Origin of the sequence: Prosthecobacter sp., from assembly GCF_044373815.1 — a bacterium.
Classification (GTDB): Bacteria; Verrucomicrobiota; Verrucomicrobiia; order Verrucomicrobiales; family Verrucomicrobiaceae; genus Prosthecobacter.
Window position 1 is genome coordinate 1 of the sequence record NZ_JBIPNG010000151.1, and the last position, 13,180, is coordinate 13,180.

The window sequence follows — 13,180 nt, forward strand, 5'->3', positions numbered from 1 at the left end:
CGTGGACAAACAAGAGGATGACGCCCCAATACCAGAATCTCTGAGTGACACGCCCGAAGCCGAATGTGTGCGGCAGCTGTTCGGGCGCAGGCACTGGATTAAACTGGGTATGTGGGGTGCCTTGGGCACGATTGGAGGAGGTATGGGCTACTACATGGCGCCTCCTGCAATCGTGCCATTGTATTTCAATGGCGTTTATGCCTTCGCGCATGAAAGCCACCCTGCGGTGGTTCATCAGCTGGTGGCCGCCGCCAATGAACTTGTGGGCAAACCCTACAAGTGGGGCGGGGGTCACAAAGTTCTGTTTGATAACGGCTTCGACTGCTCGGGCTCCGTCTCTCACGTGCTCTACCGTGCCAAGCTGCTGGACAAGCCGCTCAGTTCTGCGGCCTTTGCTCGTTACGCCTGGTCTGGACCTGGGAATTACGTCACGCTTTTCGTCAAACCAAAGAACCACGTTTTCATGCAGATCTGCGGCCTCCGTTTTGACACCTCGGGCACGCTGACCGGGGAAGGGCCCCGCTGGCGTGCCTCCAGCCGTTCCTACGACGGCTTTTATGCGCGTCATCCTGCGTGGCTCTGAAACAACGCCGGTCACACGCACGAGATGTAGGGGGAACTGGGCTTGTGGTCCATGCCATACGCATGGAAGCTCGCCCATGAACACCCCTCTGTTGATGCTTAGTCTTATCCTTGGTTCGGGCCAGATGGCCTGCCACAAAAAAGCCGCGCCCGCCCAGGCGGACATGGATGCTAAAACCCGGCAAAAAGCCATCGAAGTCAGGGCCGCCGCCGACAAAAAGACGGCCGCCATCAACGAGGCTGCTGTGCTCCAAAAGACCGAGGACAAAGAAGCGCCCACACCTGCTCCGGTGAAGTAGGGAACGCCGCCTCAAGCCGCATCATTCGCGCATGGGCAAAGATAGGATTCATGCTGATTGACAGCGCCGCTGCTCCTTGGGCAGAATGCCCGCCGTATGAAGTCATCCACCCCAGCCATTTTGTTTGTCTTTCAACGCCTGCAGGCCTGGATGCTGCAAGCAGTGGCGCTGGTGCTGCTGGCATCTTGCGAAATGCCTGCGGGCAATGGCGGGCTTTCCGGTGCCGCCACACCCAATGTGCAGGGCATCTACCAGGGATCCTACACTTACGGCGGTGCCTACCAGAAGCTGGCCGGGAAGACGTTCTCCTTTGAGATCTCCCTAAAGCAGGCGCGCGGCTCAAGCACAATCAAGGGAGTCATTAAGGAGCCCTACACCGGCTTTGGCACTCTGAAGGATGGCTTTGCATGGGCGGACATCACCGGCACCTGCGCGAGTGAAGAGGGCTACATCCATCTGAAATTCCGCAAAACCTACCGCCACTCCAAGGAGCCGCCGGTGATCTATCAGGGCTCGCTCCCCCCGGGCTCTGCCCTGCTCTCCGGCACCTGGTATTTGCAGGATAAGACTAGTGACAGCGGCATGTTTCAAATCAGCGGCATGCAGGTGCAATGACCGCCGCTCGCACACTCGTCTGGCTCGCAGCCTTCAGTCTCACGGGCTTTGTCCTGCGGGCGCAGACCGCTCCCGATGCGCAGCAGCCTGCCATCGTGGTCAGCGGCTTTGAGCCCTTTGGAGGCCGTGACCGCAATGCCTCCTGGACTCTGGCTGCAGAAATCGCCAAGGCCTTTCCACGCGAAGTCCGCGCCTTGCAGATACCCGTCGTCTGGGGCGCCCCGCTGACCACCATCAACAACACCCAACCGCTGCCGCAGGTGTGGATCGCTTTTGGTGAAGGCACCCCGGAGTTTCAGATCGAAATCCTCGCGCACAATCAGCGTGGAAGTTACCCGGACAACCAGCAGGCCAAACCTGCCACACCGGACATCGTCAGCGCTGCTGCACCTGTGCTGAAACAGCAGGCGCAGGTGAGGGATCTCGCCGCCGCATTGACCCAGGCAGGATTTCCCACCCATGTGTCACAAAGCGCCGGACGTTATCTGTGCGAGGAGATGCTGTACTCGCTCCTCTACGCCCAGCAGCAACATCCCGAGGCGCTGCGTCTGGTGCTCTTCATTCATGTCCCGACCTTGCAGCAGTCCCTTCCTGTTTCTCCGGAGAAACAGGGTGATCCCGCCCCACGACGGAAGGTGGACGCCGAGCTTTTGCAGGTCTTTGGCAGACAGCTCTTCGCCTCGCTGCGCACGCTTGGCATGCTGCCGCTGAAGCAATAGGTGGGGTTCGGTGGACGCAAGCGCCGAGTGCCTCGATCTCGGCTCAGTGGTGATGACCACCGCTCAGGCCTGCGCGTTCAGGAACGCCAATGCGGCGGAGCGCTGCGGATGCTCTGCCAGTTCGTTGCGCAGCACCTGAAGCTTCTCCAGCAGTTCCACGCCCAGCCGCTCTCGTAGCTGTGCCAGATGCACGGCATCCAGTTCCTGCTGGCGCACGGCCTTCTGCCAGGGTGCGGTGAAGATTAAATGGATCGAGTTCTGCAAGTGGCCGCCGCACAGCGCGTCCCACTCGCCAACGTCCAGCCAGATGCCGCCCGTATGGGAGCGCTCCACGCGAAACGACTGCCCATGACCCACGCGATAGCGCGTCATCACCGTGCCCGACTCAGGACACAGTTTGACCGCACCATCAAATTCGCTCACCGGCACCGCCTCAGCCGCCGGGCTTTCCTCGGCCACCTCCGTCGCCGGCAACTTGCTGCGCCAGCGCCAGTAGTTCTCCGCCGGGATCCAATGCCCGCCAGTTTCAGGACAGCGGAATGCGGTCAGACCAGCTTCCAGTTCGATGCGTTCCAGACGTTTGTGATGAGCAAGAGGACTTAGCATGACGAACGCGATCATGCGCCGCACCCACTCCGTCGCCATGACATTTCCCAGCCATTTATGGAAGCAGCAGGTGTGGCTCCGGATGCACCACCTCGACAAAACGCGCACGCTGCGCATCCTCCTCACTCATGGCCGCCCGTGGAAAATCCGTCGCCTTCGCCCGCATCCGTGCGGAGGTGATTCGTTTGGTCGCCCTGATCCCTGCCGGCCAGTTCACCACGTATGGGAGCATCGCCATTCACATGAATGTGATCGCCCGGCATGTGGCCACGGTGCTCAGCCATCTCACGCCCGAGGAATCTGCCGCGCTGCCATGGCACCGCGTGGTGGCAGCCAATGCGCGCATCAGCCCAAACATGCCTCCCGAATCGTCACGCAAACAACGCCGCCTGCTCAAAGCCGAAGGCCTGCGCATCGACAAAGACGGCTTCATTCAGGATGCCGACGAGCACTTTTACAACATGGGCGTGCGGCGGGACATCCGCTGGAGTGATAATTAGGAAGTAGTAGGATGCGATGGGTATGACCTGAGGTTAGCAGCCAGGCTCCGAGCTTGCCTTCCACCGCGCACTCCGCTTTGATTCGGCCAATACCGCTGGCCATGCACCAACCTCCCTTCCTCTTTCCCCGGCTGGCTGCGATGGCCGCCGCACTTTCCATTCAATCCGTGGCAGCACTGGCCGCTGCGCCCAACACTCTCACGCCACAGGAGCAAGCGGCGGGTTGGAAGCTGCTGTTTGATGGCCGCAGCACGGCCGGCTGGCACACTTATGGGAAGCAATCCGTCACGGCCAGCTCGTGGAAGATCAAGGACGGCTGCCTCGTCCTCCCTGCGGGCAATGGCCGGCCCAATGGCACCGGCGGTGATCTCGTGACGAATGCGATGTTCACGAACTTCGAGTTTGAGTTCGAATGGCGTGTGGGCCCCGTGGGCAACAGCGGCGTGGAATACCTCTTCACCGAAGGTGAAAAACGCACGGCCAACTTTTATCCCGGCGACACCGGCGACAGCCCGATGGGCTTTGAATACCAGGTGCTGGATGACGCCCCGCACTCGAACAACGCAGCCAACCGGCTCGCCGCCTCCATCTACTCGCTGGTCACTCCGACAGGCAAAACCCTGCGCCCCGTGGGCGAGTTCAATCAGGGGCGCATCGTCGTGGATGGCAATCACGTGGAGCACTGGCTCAATGGCCGCAAGGTGGCGGAGTGTGAGCTGGGCAGCGCAGAGCTGCAGCGCATCATCGCCAGCAGCAAGTACAAGTACTACCCCGGCGTGGGAGTGAAGCGCGCCACCTCCATCGCTTTGCAGGATCACGGCGCGGAGGTGGCGTATCGCAATCTCAAGATCCGCGTGCTGGCCACCCCTGCGAGTCGTGCTCCAGTCGCAGCAGCGCCTCCGCCCTCCACCCCTGCGGCAGCAGCATCACCCATGACGGCCCGCAAGATCCCCATGCAGGCCGCCGACTGGCGTGTCTGGTGCTGGTCCAAAGGTGACAACCGCTGGGTGGAGCACCCGCTGGACAAGATGACCGTGCAGATCCAGGACGGCGTGCTCAGCGCCAGCAACACCACCCACAGCAACTGGCCCCGCGCCATCCTCGTCTATCGCGGCACGCTGCTGGACGGCGACTTCATCGTCTCCGCCGACTACCGCGGCCAGCTCGAATCCTTCGACCTCCAGTCCGCCGACGGTGGCAACCAGCGCATCTCCTGCCTGAACCCACCGCAGGACAACCAATGGCACACCGTCCTCCTCGGCCGCAAGCAGGGCCAGTACGTGGCCCGCATCGAAGAAGCTCCCGCCCAAGTGCAGAACGGCAAAGCCTCCGCTGGTATGAAAGGCTACTTCTGCTTCAAGCTCCGGCCCGGGGAGACCCTGGAGGTGAGGGGGCTGGTGGTACAGGTGGGGAGGTGAGACCCTGCTGCTTGCCATCAACGTCGCTGTTTCGTGGCAGCAAGTATGTTCTTTAAATGCATCTGCCTTCGAATGAGTTTAATTCATTATTCATCATCGAATACTTCCCACTTTCTTAGATCATCCCATCAAAACTGAGTTTATGAATCCCGAAGATATTATCCTTTGTAATCAACCTCGAAAACTGAAAGTTAGCGATGTCAGAAAACTACTTCTGCAAAAAGATGATACTGCTCGCGAATATCTGGCAGATTTAATTCTGCATCGTCTGAGAGGCAGATTCATTACTCCCCTCGAAAACGTATTCGCAGGCTTTGAAAGCGGATTTCTCATGATGGCAGCACCCTGTCTAATGATAGAAACTTTTCAGTGTTTCAAAAACGGGGAAAAGGACACTAGAGGAAAGAAGAAGGGAGAAAAAGCCTTCGTCAGTTTTTTTCAGGCTTATTCCGCAGAATTTCCCGGGATTGATGGCTTGGAATTTTACCACAAAATTCGCTGCGGCATTCTTCACCAAGCCCAAACTCATGGCCATTTTCGAATTTTGTTGGAAAGAGGAGCTATTTTTGATGAACAAAAGAAGACTATTAATGCATCCGCGTTTTTGAAAAAACTCAAAACAATAGTCGAGTCTTATGTGAAAGACCTGCGTTCAAAAGACTTGAACGATGATCTCTGGGTAAAGGCCATCAACAAGATCGGATATATCTGCGACGCCTGTGAAGACCCCGTGATAACTACATCTTAACCAAATTAGATGCGCAAAAACCTTCACCCGATATTGATGAACACTAACTTACTTCGAAAGCTTTTCGTTTACTGCATTCTTTCATGTCGCATGCTCCCAGTGCTTGGCCCTCGCTGTGCGAACTTCCCATTCAGCAACTCCCTCAAGTCCGCATAGCCCCTCAGACTAAGGCTAGTGCCGTTTTCGATGAAGAAGGCGGACGGGCCTTGGGCATCAAGAAAGACGATTGAAGAGGTCGATGAACTCGATACGTGCGAGTTCGACAGGAAGGCTGATCATCTCACGGATCGCCAGAAGGACTTCGGGCGAGTTGCTTGCTTCATGCCTGACATGGTTACTCCATAAGTTCCCGCAAGGTCGCCATCATGGGATGTTCCTTGCTGCTCGGAAACCGCGCGGGCGGAATGAAAGTCACGGAGGAGCCGATGGCTGTCGGCTCGGAGAGGTCGAGGGTGATCGTCTCAGGGTTCAGCCCCAGCCTGCCCCGGATGCCGGTGATGGAGGCGACGGGGATGGAAACCTCCCGCCCGTGGCGCCGCACGCGCAGAGCGCCGTCTTCATAGACCACCGAATCGGCAGCAGGAGATACCATACTCTGGTAGATGAGGTAGTATACCAGGCAGACGATCAACTGGATGGTGGCTGCGATGCCGATCACCTTGAGCGGTGCCGGGCGTGGAATGAGCAGGCTGAGAAAGACGCCGGCATTGATCGTGATCATGAACGCGGGAACGATCCGCCGCTGCATCACTGTCTGGAAGGAGGAGTGCAATTGAGTCATGGCGGGAAGGGGAGACGGCATACACTGACGCACACTTTTTCAAATTGGGTGGGGAAAGGGCGGAGGCAATCTGCTCCGATTGAAAAGTCTGTGTACTGAATATGCCTTGGACTGAACGTACTAAATGCCTGGCATGAATGGCTCTCAAAGTTTAGGTAGGCTACCACTATGGAAATCCATCGTTACATGGGAGACCCTGAAGAAAAGGGATGGGCTCTTGGGACCATCAAGGATGGCCTGCTCAAAGTTTCTCGACTGTCCGAATTCAATGACCCATTCGAAGGCATGTTCAGCATGCCCGAAACCATTTCTGCTGCTCAGATGCGTCAATATGTACGCGCAGGAAGAGAAGATCCCCGCGTCGCTTTCTCGCCGACACTCGCGGAAATAAAATGTTCTGAATCCGAAATGACTCGTGGTATCAAACAGCGATACCCTGAAATCCGCAGACAGCGACTCGTGGATTTGGATCGAGCTCGAGACGATTTATTTTTGGCAGCATCCTTTTCGGACACTTCACAGATAGACCCCACGAATGAAATTCTCCTGTGGTCGCATTATGCGAATAGCCACCGTGGAGTACGTTTGGGATTTGAGATCAATGACAGAGACGCCAGAAGTTATAAGCTGGAAAATGTAGTGTATGATTCTAAAAGAATCACAATTGAGCTGGCTGGTGATCCCGACAAGAATGCAAAGTTGCTTCTGAAGGCCTACATGCGAAAAAGCGAAGCATGGAGTTATGAAAAAGAGCTGCGGCTTTTTCTGCGGCTTGATAGATGTGAATCGAAAATCGTGGCAGGTAAGAGTCTCTATTTTTTTCGCTATCCTCAAGCATGGATCAGTTCCGTTGACTTTGGCGCAGAGTGTCCTTCCAATATTAAAGAACCGATTATAGATTTCGTGCGCAGTTCACAACGGCCCATAAAACTGCGACAAGCCTCCTATCACGAAAGTGAATTCGCTTTGGTTTACGACGAGATCATAATTTAACGTTCCTCATACGAGGCCACCGCCAAGCTCGATATCCACCACTTCACGCCTTGGCTGCAGTCTGCTTGGGTGAAATCGGGTGTCTATGGACGGACCCTCCCGTTGAGAATGCTGCGGATGTCGAATTTTGAAGAGCATCCCAAAGCAATAGTTTCGAAGTACGGACTCAACATGCACGAGCCTGTTACTATATACTGAAGGGGCACGCCTGCCTACCGAGGCTCGCGCGGTTCCTTCATATTAACCAAAATAAACAAACACATGAAAAAGACCGAACTCCAGCAACATCTCCTAACCGCACATCAACTCGTGCTTTCTAAACATCATCCCGATAGCCTGAGTGCTCCATGTACTCACTACCGTAGCGTTTACACGGTCGAAATGACCCATGCTCTTCGGCCCATGATTCTCTCAGGTCAGTTCGATGGTGGTGTATTATTCAGCCAAAAGTACCCCCATAGCCCTTATATTATTCTCAAACCATATTCTAAAGACCTGAATGTGCCGGGTTCAGGAGTAAATCCCGGCAGCCTTATTGCACATCAATCCCTAGACGTGTTAGCGTTTTATTCTGGAAAATTCCTCGGATGGCACGGTTGCACTGAAAGCTATGCGGAGCTAGAACGTCGAATCAACAATGGCGAACTTCTCCTATCTGGAAAGTTGAGCTGACCATGCGGAAGCCCGAATGGCCTTCGTGAGAGGGAAGAGGAAGAAAAAAGCTACGACCCCAAGTCCGCGCCCTCAGGCTCCTTGCTACCGCGTTTCAGCATCACCGCCAGCAGGGCGATATCCGCCGGATTCACGCCCTGGGCTCTCGCGGCCTGGCCGAGGGTGGCGGGGCGGAGGGCGGTGAGGCGGTGTTTGGCTTCGGTTTTGAGGCCGGGGATGGCGTGGTAGTCGAAGTCGGCGGGGATCATCTTCTCTTCCATGCGGGAGGTTTTGGCGACCATGTCTTCCTGCCGGGTGATGTAGCCGGCGTATTTCACGTCGTTTTCGACGAGGCTCCAGACCTCAGGGGTGAACTGGGAGTAGATCTCGGCGGGCAGCTGGGAGGGGATGCTTTCGGGGCGGCGCAGCCATTTTTCGAGGGTCACGCCGTCCAAGCGGACCTCCTGCAGCAGGGTGCGGGCGGTGGCGAGGGCGGTGGATTTGGCCTCCGTATGCCGGATGCGGAAGGGGGAGGCAAGACCGATCGCGGCAGCCAGAGGAGTGAGGCGGAGGTCGCAATTGTCCTGGCGGAGGAGCAGGCGGTACTCGGCGCGCGAGGTGAAGAGGCGGTAGGGCTCCGTGGTGCCTTTGGTGACGAGGTCGTCGATCATCACGGCGAGGTAGGCCTGGCTGCGCTGCAGCAGGAAAGGGGGACGGCCTTGGGCCTTGAGCGCGGCATTGGCCCCGGCGATGAGGCCCTGACCTGCGGCCTCCTCGTAGCCGGAGGTGCCATTGATTTGCCCAGCGAAGTAGAGACCGGAAACGCGCTTGGTTTCCAGGGTGGGATGGAGCTGCGTAGGGGGGCAGTAGTCATACTCCACGGCGTATCCGGGGCGGACGATCTCAGCCTTTTCGAGGCCCGGGATGGACCGGATGAAGTCATACTGAACCTCGAAGGGCAGGGAGGTGGAGACGCCATTCACGTAGAATTCGCGGGTGTGGCGACCCTCAGGTTCGAGGAAAATCTGGTGCCGTTCCTTCTCCGCAAAGCGCACCACCTTGTCCTCCACGGAGGGGCAGTAGCGCGGTCCGACCCCCTCGATCCGGCCAGAATACATGGCCGACTTGTGGATATTGGCCCGAATGATGTCGTGGGTTTGGGGGGTCGTGTAGGTGATCCAGCAGGGAATTTGTTCCACGTGGAACTTTTCCGGGGCCCAGGAGTTGAGGGTAAACTGGTTGGGACCGGTGCTGGGAAGGGGGACAGCGCCCTCGATTGGTGTCTCATCCTCGTCCTCGGGAAGGGTACCGGAGAGGTAGCTGAAGCGGGGCGCGGGCTCGTCTCCGGGCTGAAGTTCGCACTTGGAGAAGTCGATGCTGCGGCTGTTGAGGCGGCAGGGGGTGCCGGTTTTGAAGCGTTGGACGTCGAAACCGAGTTCGCGAAGGCTGTCGGAAAGCGTCGAAATGCTGTCCCCCATGCGCCCGCCGGCCTGGTTCTGCTGCCCCACATGGAGGAGTCCGCGCATGAAAGTGCCGGAAGAAATGACCACCGCCTTGGCCCGATAGATCATCCCAAGGCTGGTGCGGATGCCTGTGATGGCGTCGTTTTCGACCAAGATCTCTGCAGCATTGCCCTGATGGAGGTCGAGGTTGGGCTGGTTTTCGATCAGCCATTTCATGCGAAACTGGTAGGCCTTCTTGTCGCATTGGGCACGCGGGGCCTGGACACTGGGCCCTTTGCGAGCGTTCAGCATGCGAAACTGGATGCCCGTGGCGTCCGTGTTCCGGCCCATGACCCCGCCTAGAGCATCGATCTCACGCACCACATGCCCTTTGGCCAAGCCCCCGATAGCGGGATTGCAGGACATCTGGGAGATGGTGTCGAGGTTCTGCGTGAGGATGGCCGTCTGGCAACCGAGCCGAGCCGCCGCCATCGCGGCCTCCACCCCGGCATGGCCGGCTCCGCAGACAATGACGTCGTAGTGCTTGGGGAAGGTGTAGAGGCTGGTTGGCATGGGGGCAATGAGCCTAACACAGGCCGGAAATTGTTCCATGTGGAACAAAAGGGAATCGCAGACAGCGTTTCAGAGGGGGGCCGAGACGGCTAGATGGAGGGTCAAAGATGCCAGATGGGGAAGGGGTAGTGGACGGAATGAGCGGCCTTCGCGGGTGAAAAAGAGCTGACCATGGGGGTGTCGAATGGGAGGCTTGAGAGATGAGAAGGCTGCAACAGGTGGTGGCTTGGGGGGATGGAATCAGACAACAGACGAGTCAAAAGGAGGGCAGAGAAAGCGGCCAGCATGCGGAGTAGCAGGGGGATGATCGGCGTGGAAGGGGGCGGAGCGTGTTTGAAAAACCCTCATTGCAGGAGGAGGCGAAGCTCCGTGCGGACTCGGAATTCCGGCCACATTCATGTGAAGCGAACGGGGTAATCTGCGCCGAATGAGGCCACACACACGATCAATGAGATTGAAAAAGAGGCTGAGACAGCTTGGAGTTGCAGTGCTGCCAGTGGACTTGAAGACCCCAGTCCAAGCAACTGGAGGGGACGCTGAAGCACCATCGACGGGGCGAATGATCCTTGTCTGCTACGTGCCGAATGGGAAGGGGGAAGGCGTCTCGAATCCCATCCCTCCTCTCGCCGACCCCAGCCCTGACTCACGGCCGCCTGCCTCATCTTTGGCTGAAACCGAGATGTCGAACCAAGTAAGCCGATCACCCATTCCGGCAGGCCGAATGCCATTCGCGCAGGCCCTCGTTCATCTCCCTGTGAGGTCAACGGACATGAGTGTCCATGATCCTTTGGTCGCGCTGCGCTGCTCCAAAGCGGTGCCTTTTGAGCCACCGGCTTTCACCTCCCTTATCCCACGCACAGGAGCCTGATTCTACCCTGCCGTAGTTCAAACACCATGCTTGCTTCCGGCATGCTTCCCGCTAGTATCGCCCCCACCAATGGCCTCCGCAAACGCCCCCACAAAACACGCTGCCGACCCTATCAATCAGAAGCTCACCGCCGCCGACAAGGTGGAGCTTTACCGCAAGATGGTCCGCATCCGCCGCTTCGAGCAGGTGTCCCTTCAGCATTACCAAGCCGGTCGCATGGGCGGTTTCCTCCACCTCTACATCGGCCAGGAATCTGTCGCCGTCGGCACGGTTTCAGTGATGGGCGAAAACGATCACGTCATCACCGCTTATCGCGATCACGCTCACGCCTTGGCGGTGGGCATGAACATGAACGAGTGCATGGCCGAGCTCTTCGGCAAAGCCACCGGCTGCTCCCGCGGCAAGGGCGGCTCGATGCATTACTTCGCGCCTGACAAAAACTACTGGGGCGGTCACGGCATCGTGGCCGGTCAGACCCCGCTGGGCCTTGGCCTCGCCTACGGTCTGAAATACCGGGGCCTCAAAGGTGCCGCGCTCTGCTTCCTTGGCGACGGCGCTGTGAACCAGGGTGCCTTTCATGAATCCCTGAATCTCGCCGAACTGTGGGATCTGCCCGTGATCTATGTGATCGAAAACAACGGCTACTCCATGGGCACCAGCCAGCAGCGCTCTTCCGCCTACACCGACTTCCTCGCCAAGCGCGCTGAAGGTTACGGCATGGCCTGGGAACAGTTCAACGGTGCCGACATCTACGAAGTCCGCGCCGGAGTCAGCAAGGCCATCGAACGGGCGCATACCCTGTCCAAGCCGAGCATCATCGAAATCGCCACCTATCGCTGGGAAGGCCACTCCGTCGCTGACGCTAACAAGTTCAAGTACCGCACCAAGGAAGAAGTCGAGCAGTTCCAAAACGATCACGACCCGATTCAGGTGTGGAAGCGCAACCTTCTCAGCGAAGGCGTCGCCACCGAAGAAGAGTTGAAGAAGATCGACAAGGAAGCGCAGAAGGAAGCGGAAGACTCCGCCGAGTTCGCCAAGGTCAGCCCTTATCCAGAACCCGAGTCCATCTTTGAAGATGTGTACTGGGAAGTGGACAACAAGACCGAAGCCGGCCAGACCGGACGTCACTTCTTCAACGACTGAGTTTAAGCAGTAGGCCTTTTCTCTCTCCGGAGTGGGCCCCTGCCCAGACTGTTGTTGATTGCGGATCGGCCTTTGCCTGAAGCAAGATCACCTCAGATCAGAAGCCTAGACCCCGAGAAATGAGTTCTCGGAGTCAGGCTCCATTAATTCATTCAACGCCAATGAATTGCATCACAGACCTCTGCCTTATTTCCAAGACAGAGGTCCACTGACTCACTGCAAGCCATTCTGACGGCCTTGAGGGCTATTTTGTCGCCGCCGTGGAGGTGATCGTATCGGCCTGACTGGTCAGGATGAGAGCGTGCTTGTCATAGGTCGCCTTGGCTTCCACGAGCTGCGCCACATAATTCAGCGCCTCGTCCAAGGGGACGTTGGCCAGTGAGAGGCTGAGCTTGTGCTTCGCCAAGTCCTCACCCTTCACGATCACATTGGGCACCACTTTGCCGCCGCTCGCATTTTTGGACAAGGCACGCAAACCCTCGATGGCTTCGGTCAGTGTCACGTCATCCATGGACACCTTCGGCAGTATGACGGCAGCGTATTGGGTTTTCAGCGAGTTGTCCTTCGGCTGGTAGTTGGCGCGGATGTAGGCCAGCATGTTCGCCGTCTCAGCGTGCTTCGGGTTCGCCGCCGCCACACGGGAGAGCAGCTTGTACGCGGTATCCAAGTCACCCTTGTAGTAAGCGGCGCGTCCTTGCTGAAAGACCGCGTTCAGGTCTTCCGCTTGGGCAGAAAAGCCGGCGGCAGACATAAAAAAAGCAGTCGTCAGAAGCGCGACTGCCGTGGAGACCTTGGACCCAATCATTGATGTTTTCATGGTGGTAGACGGATTTGAACTGATTTCATCAAATCGCTGAAAGAATGTCAAGTTCGCAGACGCACCGCAAAGCTTGATGCCGTGCGCATCCTGCTCCATCGGTAAAGCATGCCCCCGCCGAAAAAAACCGCTGCCAGCCAGGTGAATGTCTTCATCGGCAGCGATGAAGCGCGCGTGAAGGAAGCCGCGCTCATGCTCGTGCGCAGCCTCACGCCACCGGACGCCGGAGACTTCAGCAACGACATCATCGACGGCTCCGCCGACAACGCTGAACACGCCGGCAAGATCTGCTCGAATGTGTGCATGGCGTTGCAAACATTGCCCTTCTTTGGTGGCAGCAAAGTAGTGTGGTTGAAGTACGCGAACTTCCTCGGGGACTCCGGTCCGGGCAAAGGACAGGATGCGGTGAACGGATTCGAACGCAT

The 13,180-nt window shown here is 57.6% G+C and carries 14 protein-coding genes and 1 pseudogene; 11 read left to right on the plus strand and 4 right to left on the minus strand.

The genetic code is table 11. The features are described 5' to 3' along the window. The 4 genes from ACIREA_RS13960 to ACIREA_RS13975 form a co-directional block, all read left to right on the plus strand. On the plus strand, positions 1-583 hold a 583-nt coding region (locus ACIREA_RS13960), incomplete at its 5' end, for a hypothetical protein (RefSeq protein ID WP_397382887.1). Between the two features lie 76 nt (positions 584-659). Next, complete coding sequence (locus ACIREA_RS13965; protein ID WP_397382888.1) at positions 660-881, plus strand: hypothetical protein; 222 nt, start codon at positions 660-662, stop codon at positions 879-881. A gap of 96 nt (positions 882-977) precedes the next feature. After that, positions 978-1,496, plus strand: coding sequence for a hypothetical protein (locus tag ACIREA_RS13970; RefSeq protein ID WP_397382889.1), 519 nt, complete (start codon positions 978-980; stop codon positions 1,494-1,496). Beyond that, the gene (locus ACIREA_RS13975) at positions 1,493-2,215 is read left to right on the plus strand and encodes a hypothetical protein (protein WP_397382890.1); all 723 of its coding nucleotides are present in this window, start codon (positions 1,493-1,495) and stop codon (positions 2,213-2,215) included. Before ACIREA_RS13970 ends, ACIREA_RS13975 begins: the two co-directional genes overlap by 4 nt. A 63-nt stretch (positions 2,216-2,278) precedes the next feature. Here ACIREA_RS13975 and ACIREA_RS13980 read toward each other — a convergent pair whose 3' ends face one another. Beyond that, positions 2,279-2,836 carry a hypothetical protein gene (locus tag ACIREA_RS13980; protein ID WP_397382891.1) on the minus strand — a complete coding sequence of 186 codons (558 nt, stop codon included), beginning with the start codon at positions 2,834-2,836 and terminating at the stop codon, positions 2,279-2,281. Positions 2,837-2,949: 113 nt separating this feature from the next. Here ACIREA_RS13980 and ACIREA_RS13985 point away from each other — a divergent pair, with 113 nt between their 5' ends. From ACIREA_RS13985 to ACIREA_RS13995, 3 genes are all read left to right on the plus strand, one after another. Continuing rightward, positions 2,950-3,321: an MGMT family protein gene (locus ACIREA_RS13985; protein ID WP_397382892.1), complete on the plus strand. Its 372-nt coding sequence runs from the start codon at positions 2,950-2,952 to the stop codon at positions 3,319-3,321. A 101-nt stretch (positions 3,322-3,422) separates the two neighbouring features. Beyond that, positions 3,423-4,739: a DUF1080 domain-containing protein gene (locus ACIREA_RS13990; protein ID WP_397382893.1), complete on the plus strand. Its 1,317-nt coding sequence runs from the start codon at positions 3,423-3,425 to the stop codon at positions 4,737-4,739. A 142-nt stretch (positions 4,740-4,881) separates the two neighbouring features. Next, positions 4,882-5,487 (plus strand): hypothetical protein, encoded by a 606-nt coding sequence (locus ACIREA_RS13995; RefSeq protein ID WP_397382894.1) that lies wholly within the window; start codon positions 4,882-4,884, stop codon positions 5,485-5,487. A 334-nt stretch (positions 5,488-5,821) separates the two neighbouring features. On the opposite strand, the gene ACIREA_RS14000 is transcribed toward ACIREA_RS13995, so the two are convergent. Beyond that, positions 5,822-6,268, minus strand: coding sequence for a hypothetical protein (locus ACIREA_RS14000; protein WP_397382895.1), 447 nt, complete (start codon positions 6,266-6,268; stop codon positions 5,822-5,824). Between the two features lie 168 nt (positions 6,269-6,436). Between ACIREA_RS14000 and ACIREA_RS14005 the strand changes: the two genes are divergently transcribed. Together ACIREA_RS14005 and ACIREA_RS14010 are read left to right on the plus strand one after the other, a co-directional pair. After that, the gene (locus tag ACIREA_RS14005; protein ID WP_397382896.1) at positions 6,437-7,261 is read left to right on the plus strand and encodes a DUF2971 domain-containing protein; all 825 of its coding nucleotides are present in this window, start codon (positions 6,437-6,439) and stop codon (positions 7,259-7,261) included. A gap of 261 nt (positions 7,262-7,522) precedes the next feature. After that, positions 7,523-7,933 (plus strand): hypothetical protein, encoded by a 411-nt coding sequence (locus tag ACIREA_RS14010; protein ID WP_397382897.1) that lies wholly within the window; start codon positions 7,523-7,525, stop codon positions 7,931-7,933. A gap of 50 nt (positions 7,934-7,983) precedes the next feature. On the opposite strand, the gene ACIREA_RS14015 is transcribed toward ACIREA_RS14010, so the two are convergent. Beyond that, a complete protein-coding gene (locus tag ACIREA_RS14015; protein WP_397382898.1) occupies positions 7,984-9,927 on the minus strand; it encodes a tRNA uridine-5-carboxymethylaminomethyl modification enzyme MnmG/GidA in 1,944 nt (647 codons plus the stop codon). A 937-nt stretch (positions 9,928-10,864) separates the two neighbouring features. Between ACIREA_RS14015 and pdhA the strand changes: the two genes are divergently transcribed. After that, positions 10,865-11,938, plus strand: a complete 1,074-nt coding sequence (pdhA, locus tag ACIREA_RS14020; protein WP_397382899.1) for a pyruvate dehydrogenase (acetyl-transferring) E1 component subunit alpha — start codon at positions 10,865-10,867, stop codon at positions 11,936-11,938. 244 nt (positions 11,939-12,182) lie between these two features. On the opposite strand, the gene ACIREA_RS14025 is transcribed toward pdhA, so the two are convergent. Next, positions 12,183-12,689, minus strand: a complete 507-nt coding sequence (locus ACIREA_RS14025; RefSeq protein WP_397382900.1) for a hypothetical protein — start codon at positions 12,687-12,689, stop codon at positions 12,183-12,185. 174 nt (positions 12,690-12,863) lie between these two features. On the opposite strand from ACIREA_RS14025, the pseudogene ACIREA_RS14030 reads away from it, so the two are divergent. Next, positions 12,864-13,180, plus strand: a pseudogene (locus ACIREA_RS14030) (hypothetical protein); the annotation flags it as partial.

Excerpts from the sequence above, each read along its gene's own strand:
- ACIREA_RS13990 (WP_397382893.1), top strand. The coding sequence starts at position 3,423 with ATGCACCAACCTCCCTTCCTCTTTCCCCGGCTGGCTGCGATGGCCGCC.
- ACIREA_RS13975 (WP_397382890.1), top strand. The coding sequence starts at position 1,493 with ATGACCGCCGCTCGCACACTCGTCTGGCTCGCAGCCTTCAGTCTCACG.
- ACIREA_RS13980 (WP_397382891.1), bottom strand. The coding sequence starts at position 2,836 with ATGATCGCGTTCGTCATGCTAAGTCCTCTTGCTCATCACAAACGTCTG.
- ACIREA_RS13970 (WP_397382889.1), top strand. The coding sequence starts at position 978 with ATGAAGTCATCCACCCCAGCCATTTTGTTTGTCTTTCAACGCCTGCAG.
- ACIREA_RS14015 (WP_397382898.1), bottom strand. The coding sequence starts at position 9,927 with ATGCCAACCAGCCTCTACACCTTCCCCAAGCACTACGACGTCATTGTC.
- ACIREA_RS13985 (WP_397382892.1), top strand. The coding sequence starts at position 2,950 with ATGGCCGCCCGTGGAAAATCCGTCGCCTTCGCCCGCATCCGTGCGGAG.
- ACIREA_RS14010 (WP_397382897.1), top strand. The coding sequence starts at position 7,523 with ATGAAAAAGACCGAACTCCAGCAACATCTCCTAACCGCACATCAACTC.
- ACIREA_RS14005 (WP_397382896.1), top strand. The coding sequence starts at position 6,437 with ATGGAAATCCATCGTTACATGGGAGACCCTGAAGAAAAGGGATGGGCT.
- ACIREA_RS14000 (WP_397382895.1), bottom strand. The coding sequence starts at position 6,268 with ATGACTCAATTGCACTCCTCCTTCCAGACAGTGATGCAGCGGCGGATC.
- ACIREA_RS13965 (WP_397382888.1), top strand. The coding sequence starts at position 660 with ATGAACACCCCTCTGTTGATGCTTAGTCTTATCCTTGGTTCGGGCCAG.
- ACIREA_RS13995 (WP_397382894.1), top strand. The coding sequence starts at position 4,882 with ATGAATCCCGAAGATATTATCCTTTGTAATCAACCTCGAAAACTGAAA.
- pdhA (WP_397382899.1), top strand. The coding sequence starts at position 10,865 with ATGGCCTCCGCAAACGCCCCCACAAAACACGCTGCCGACCCTATCAAT.
- ACIREA_RS14025 (WP_397382900.1), bottom strand. The coding sequence starts at position 12,689 with ATGTCTGCCGCCGGCTTTTCTGCCCAAGCGGAAGACCTGAACGCGGTC.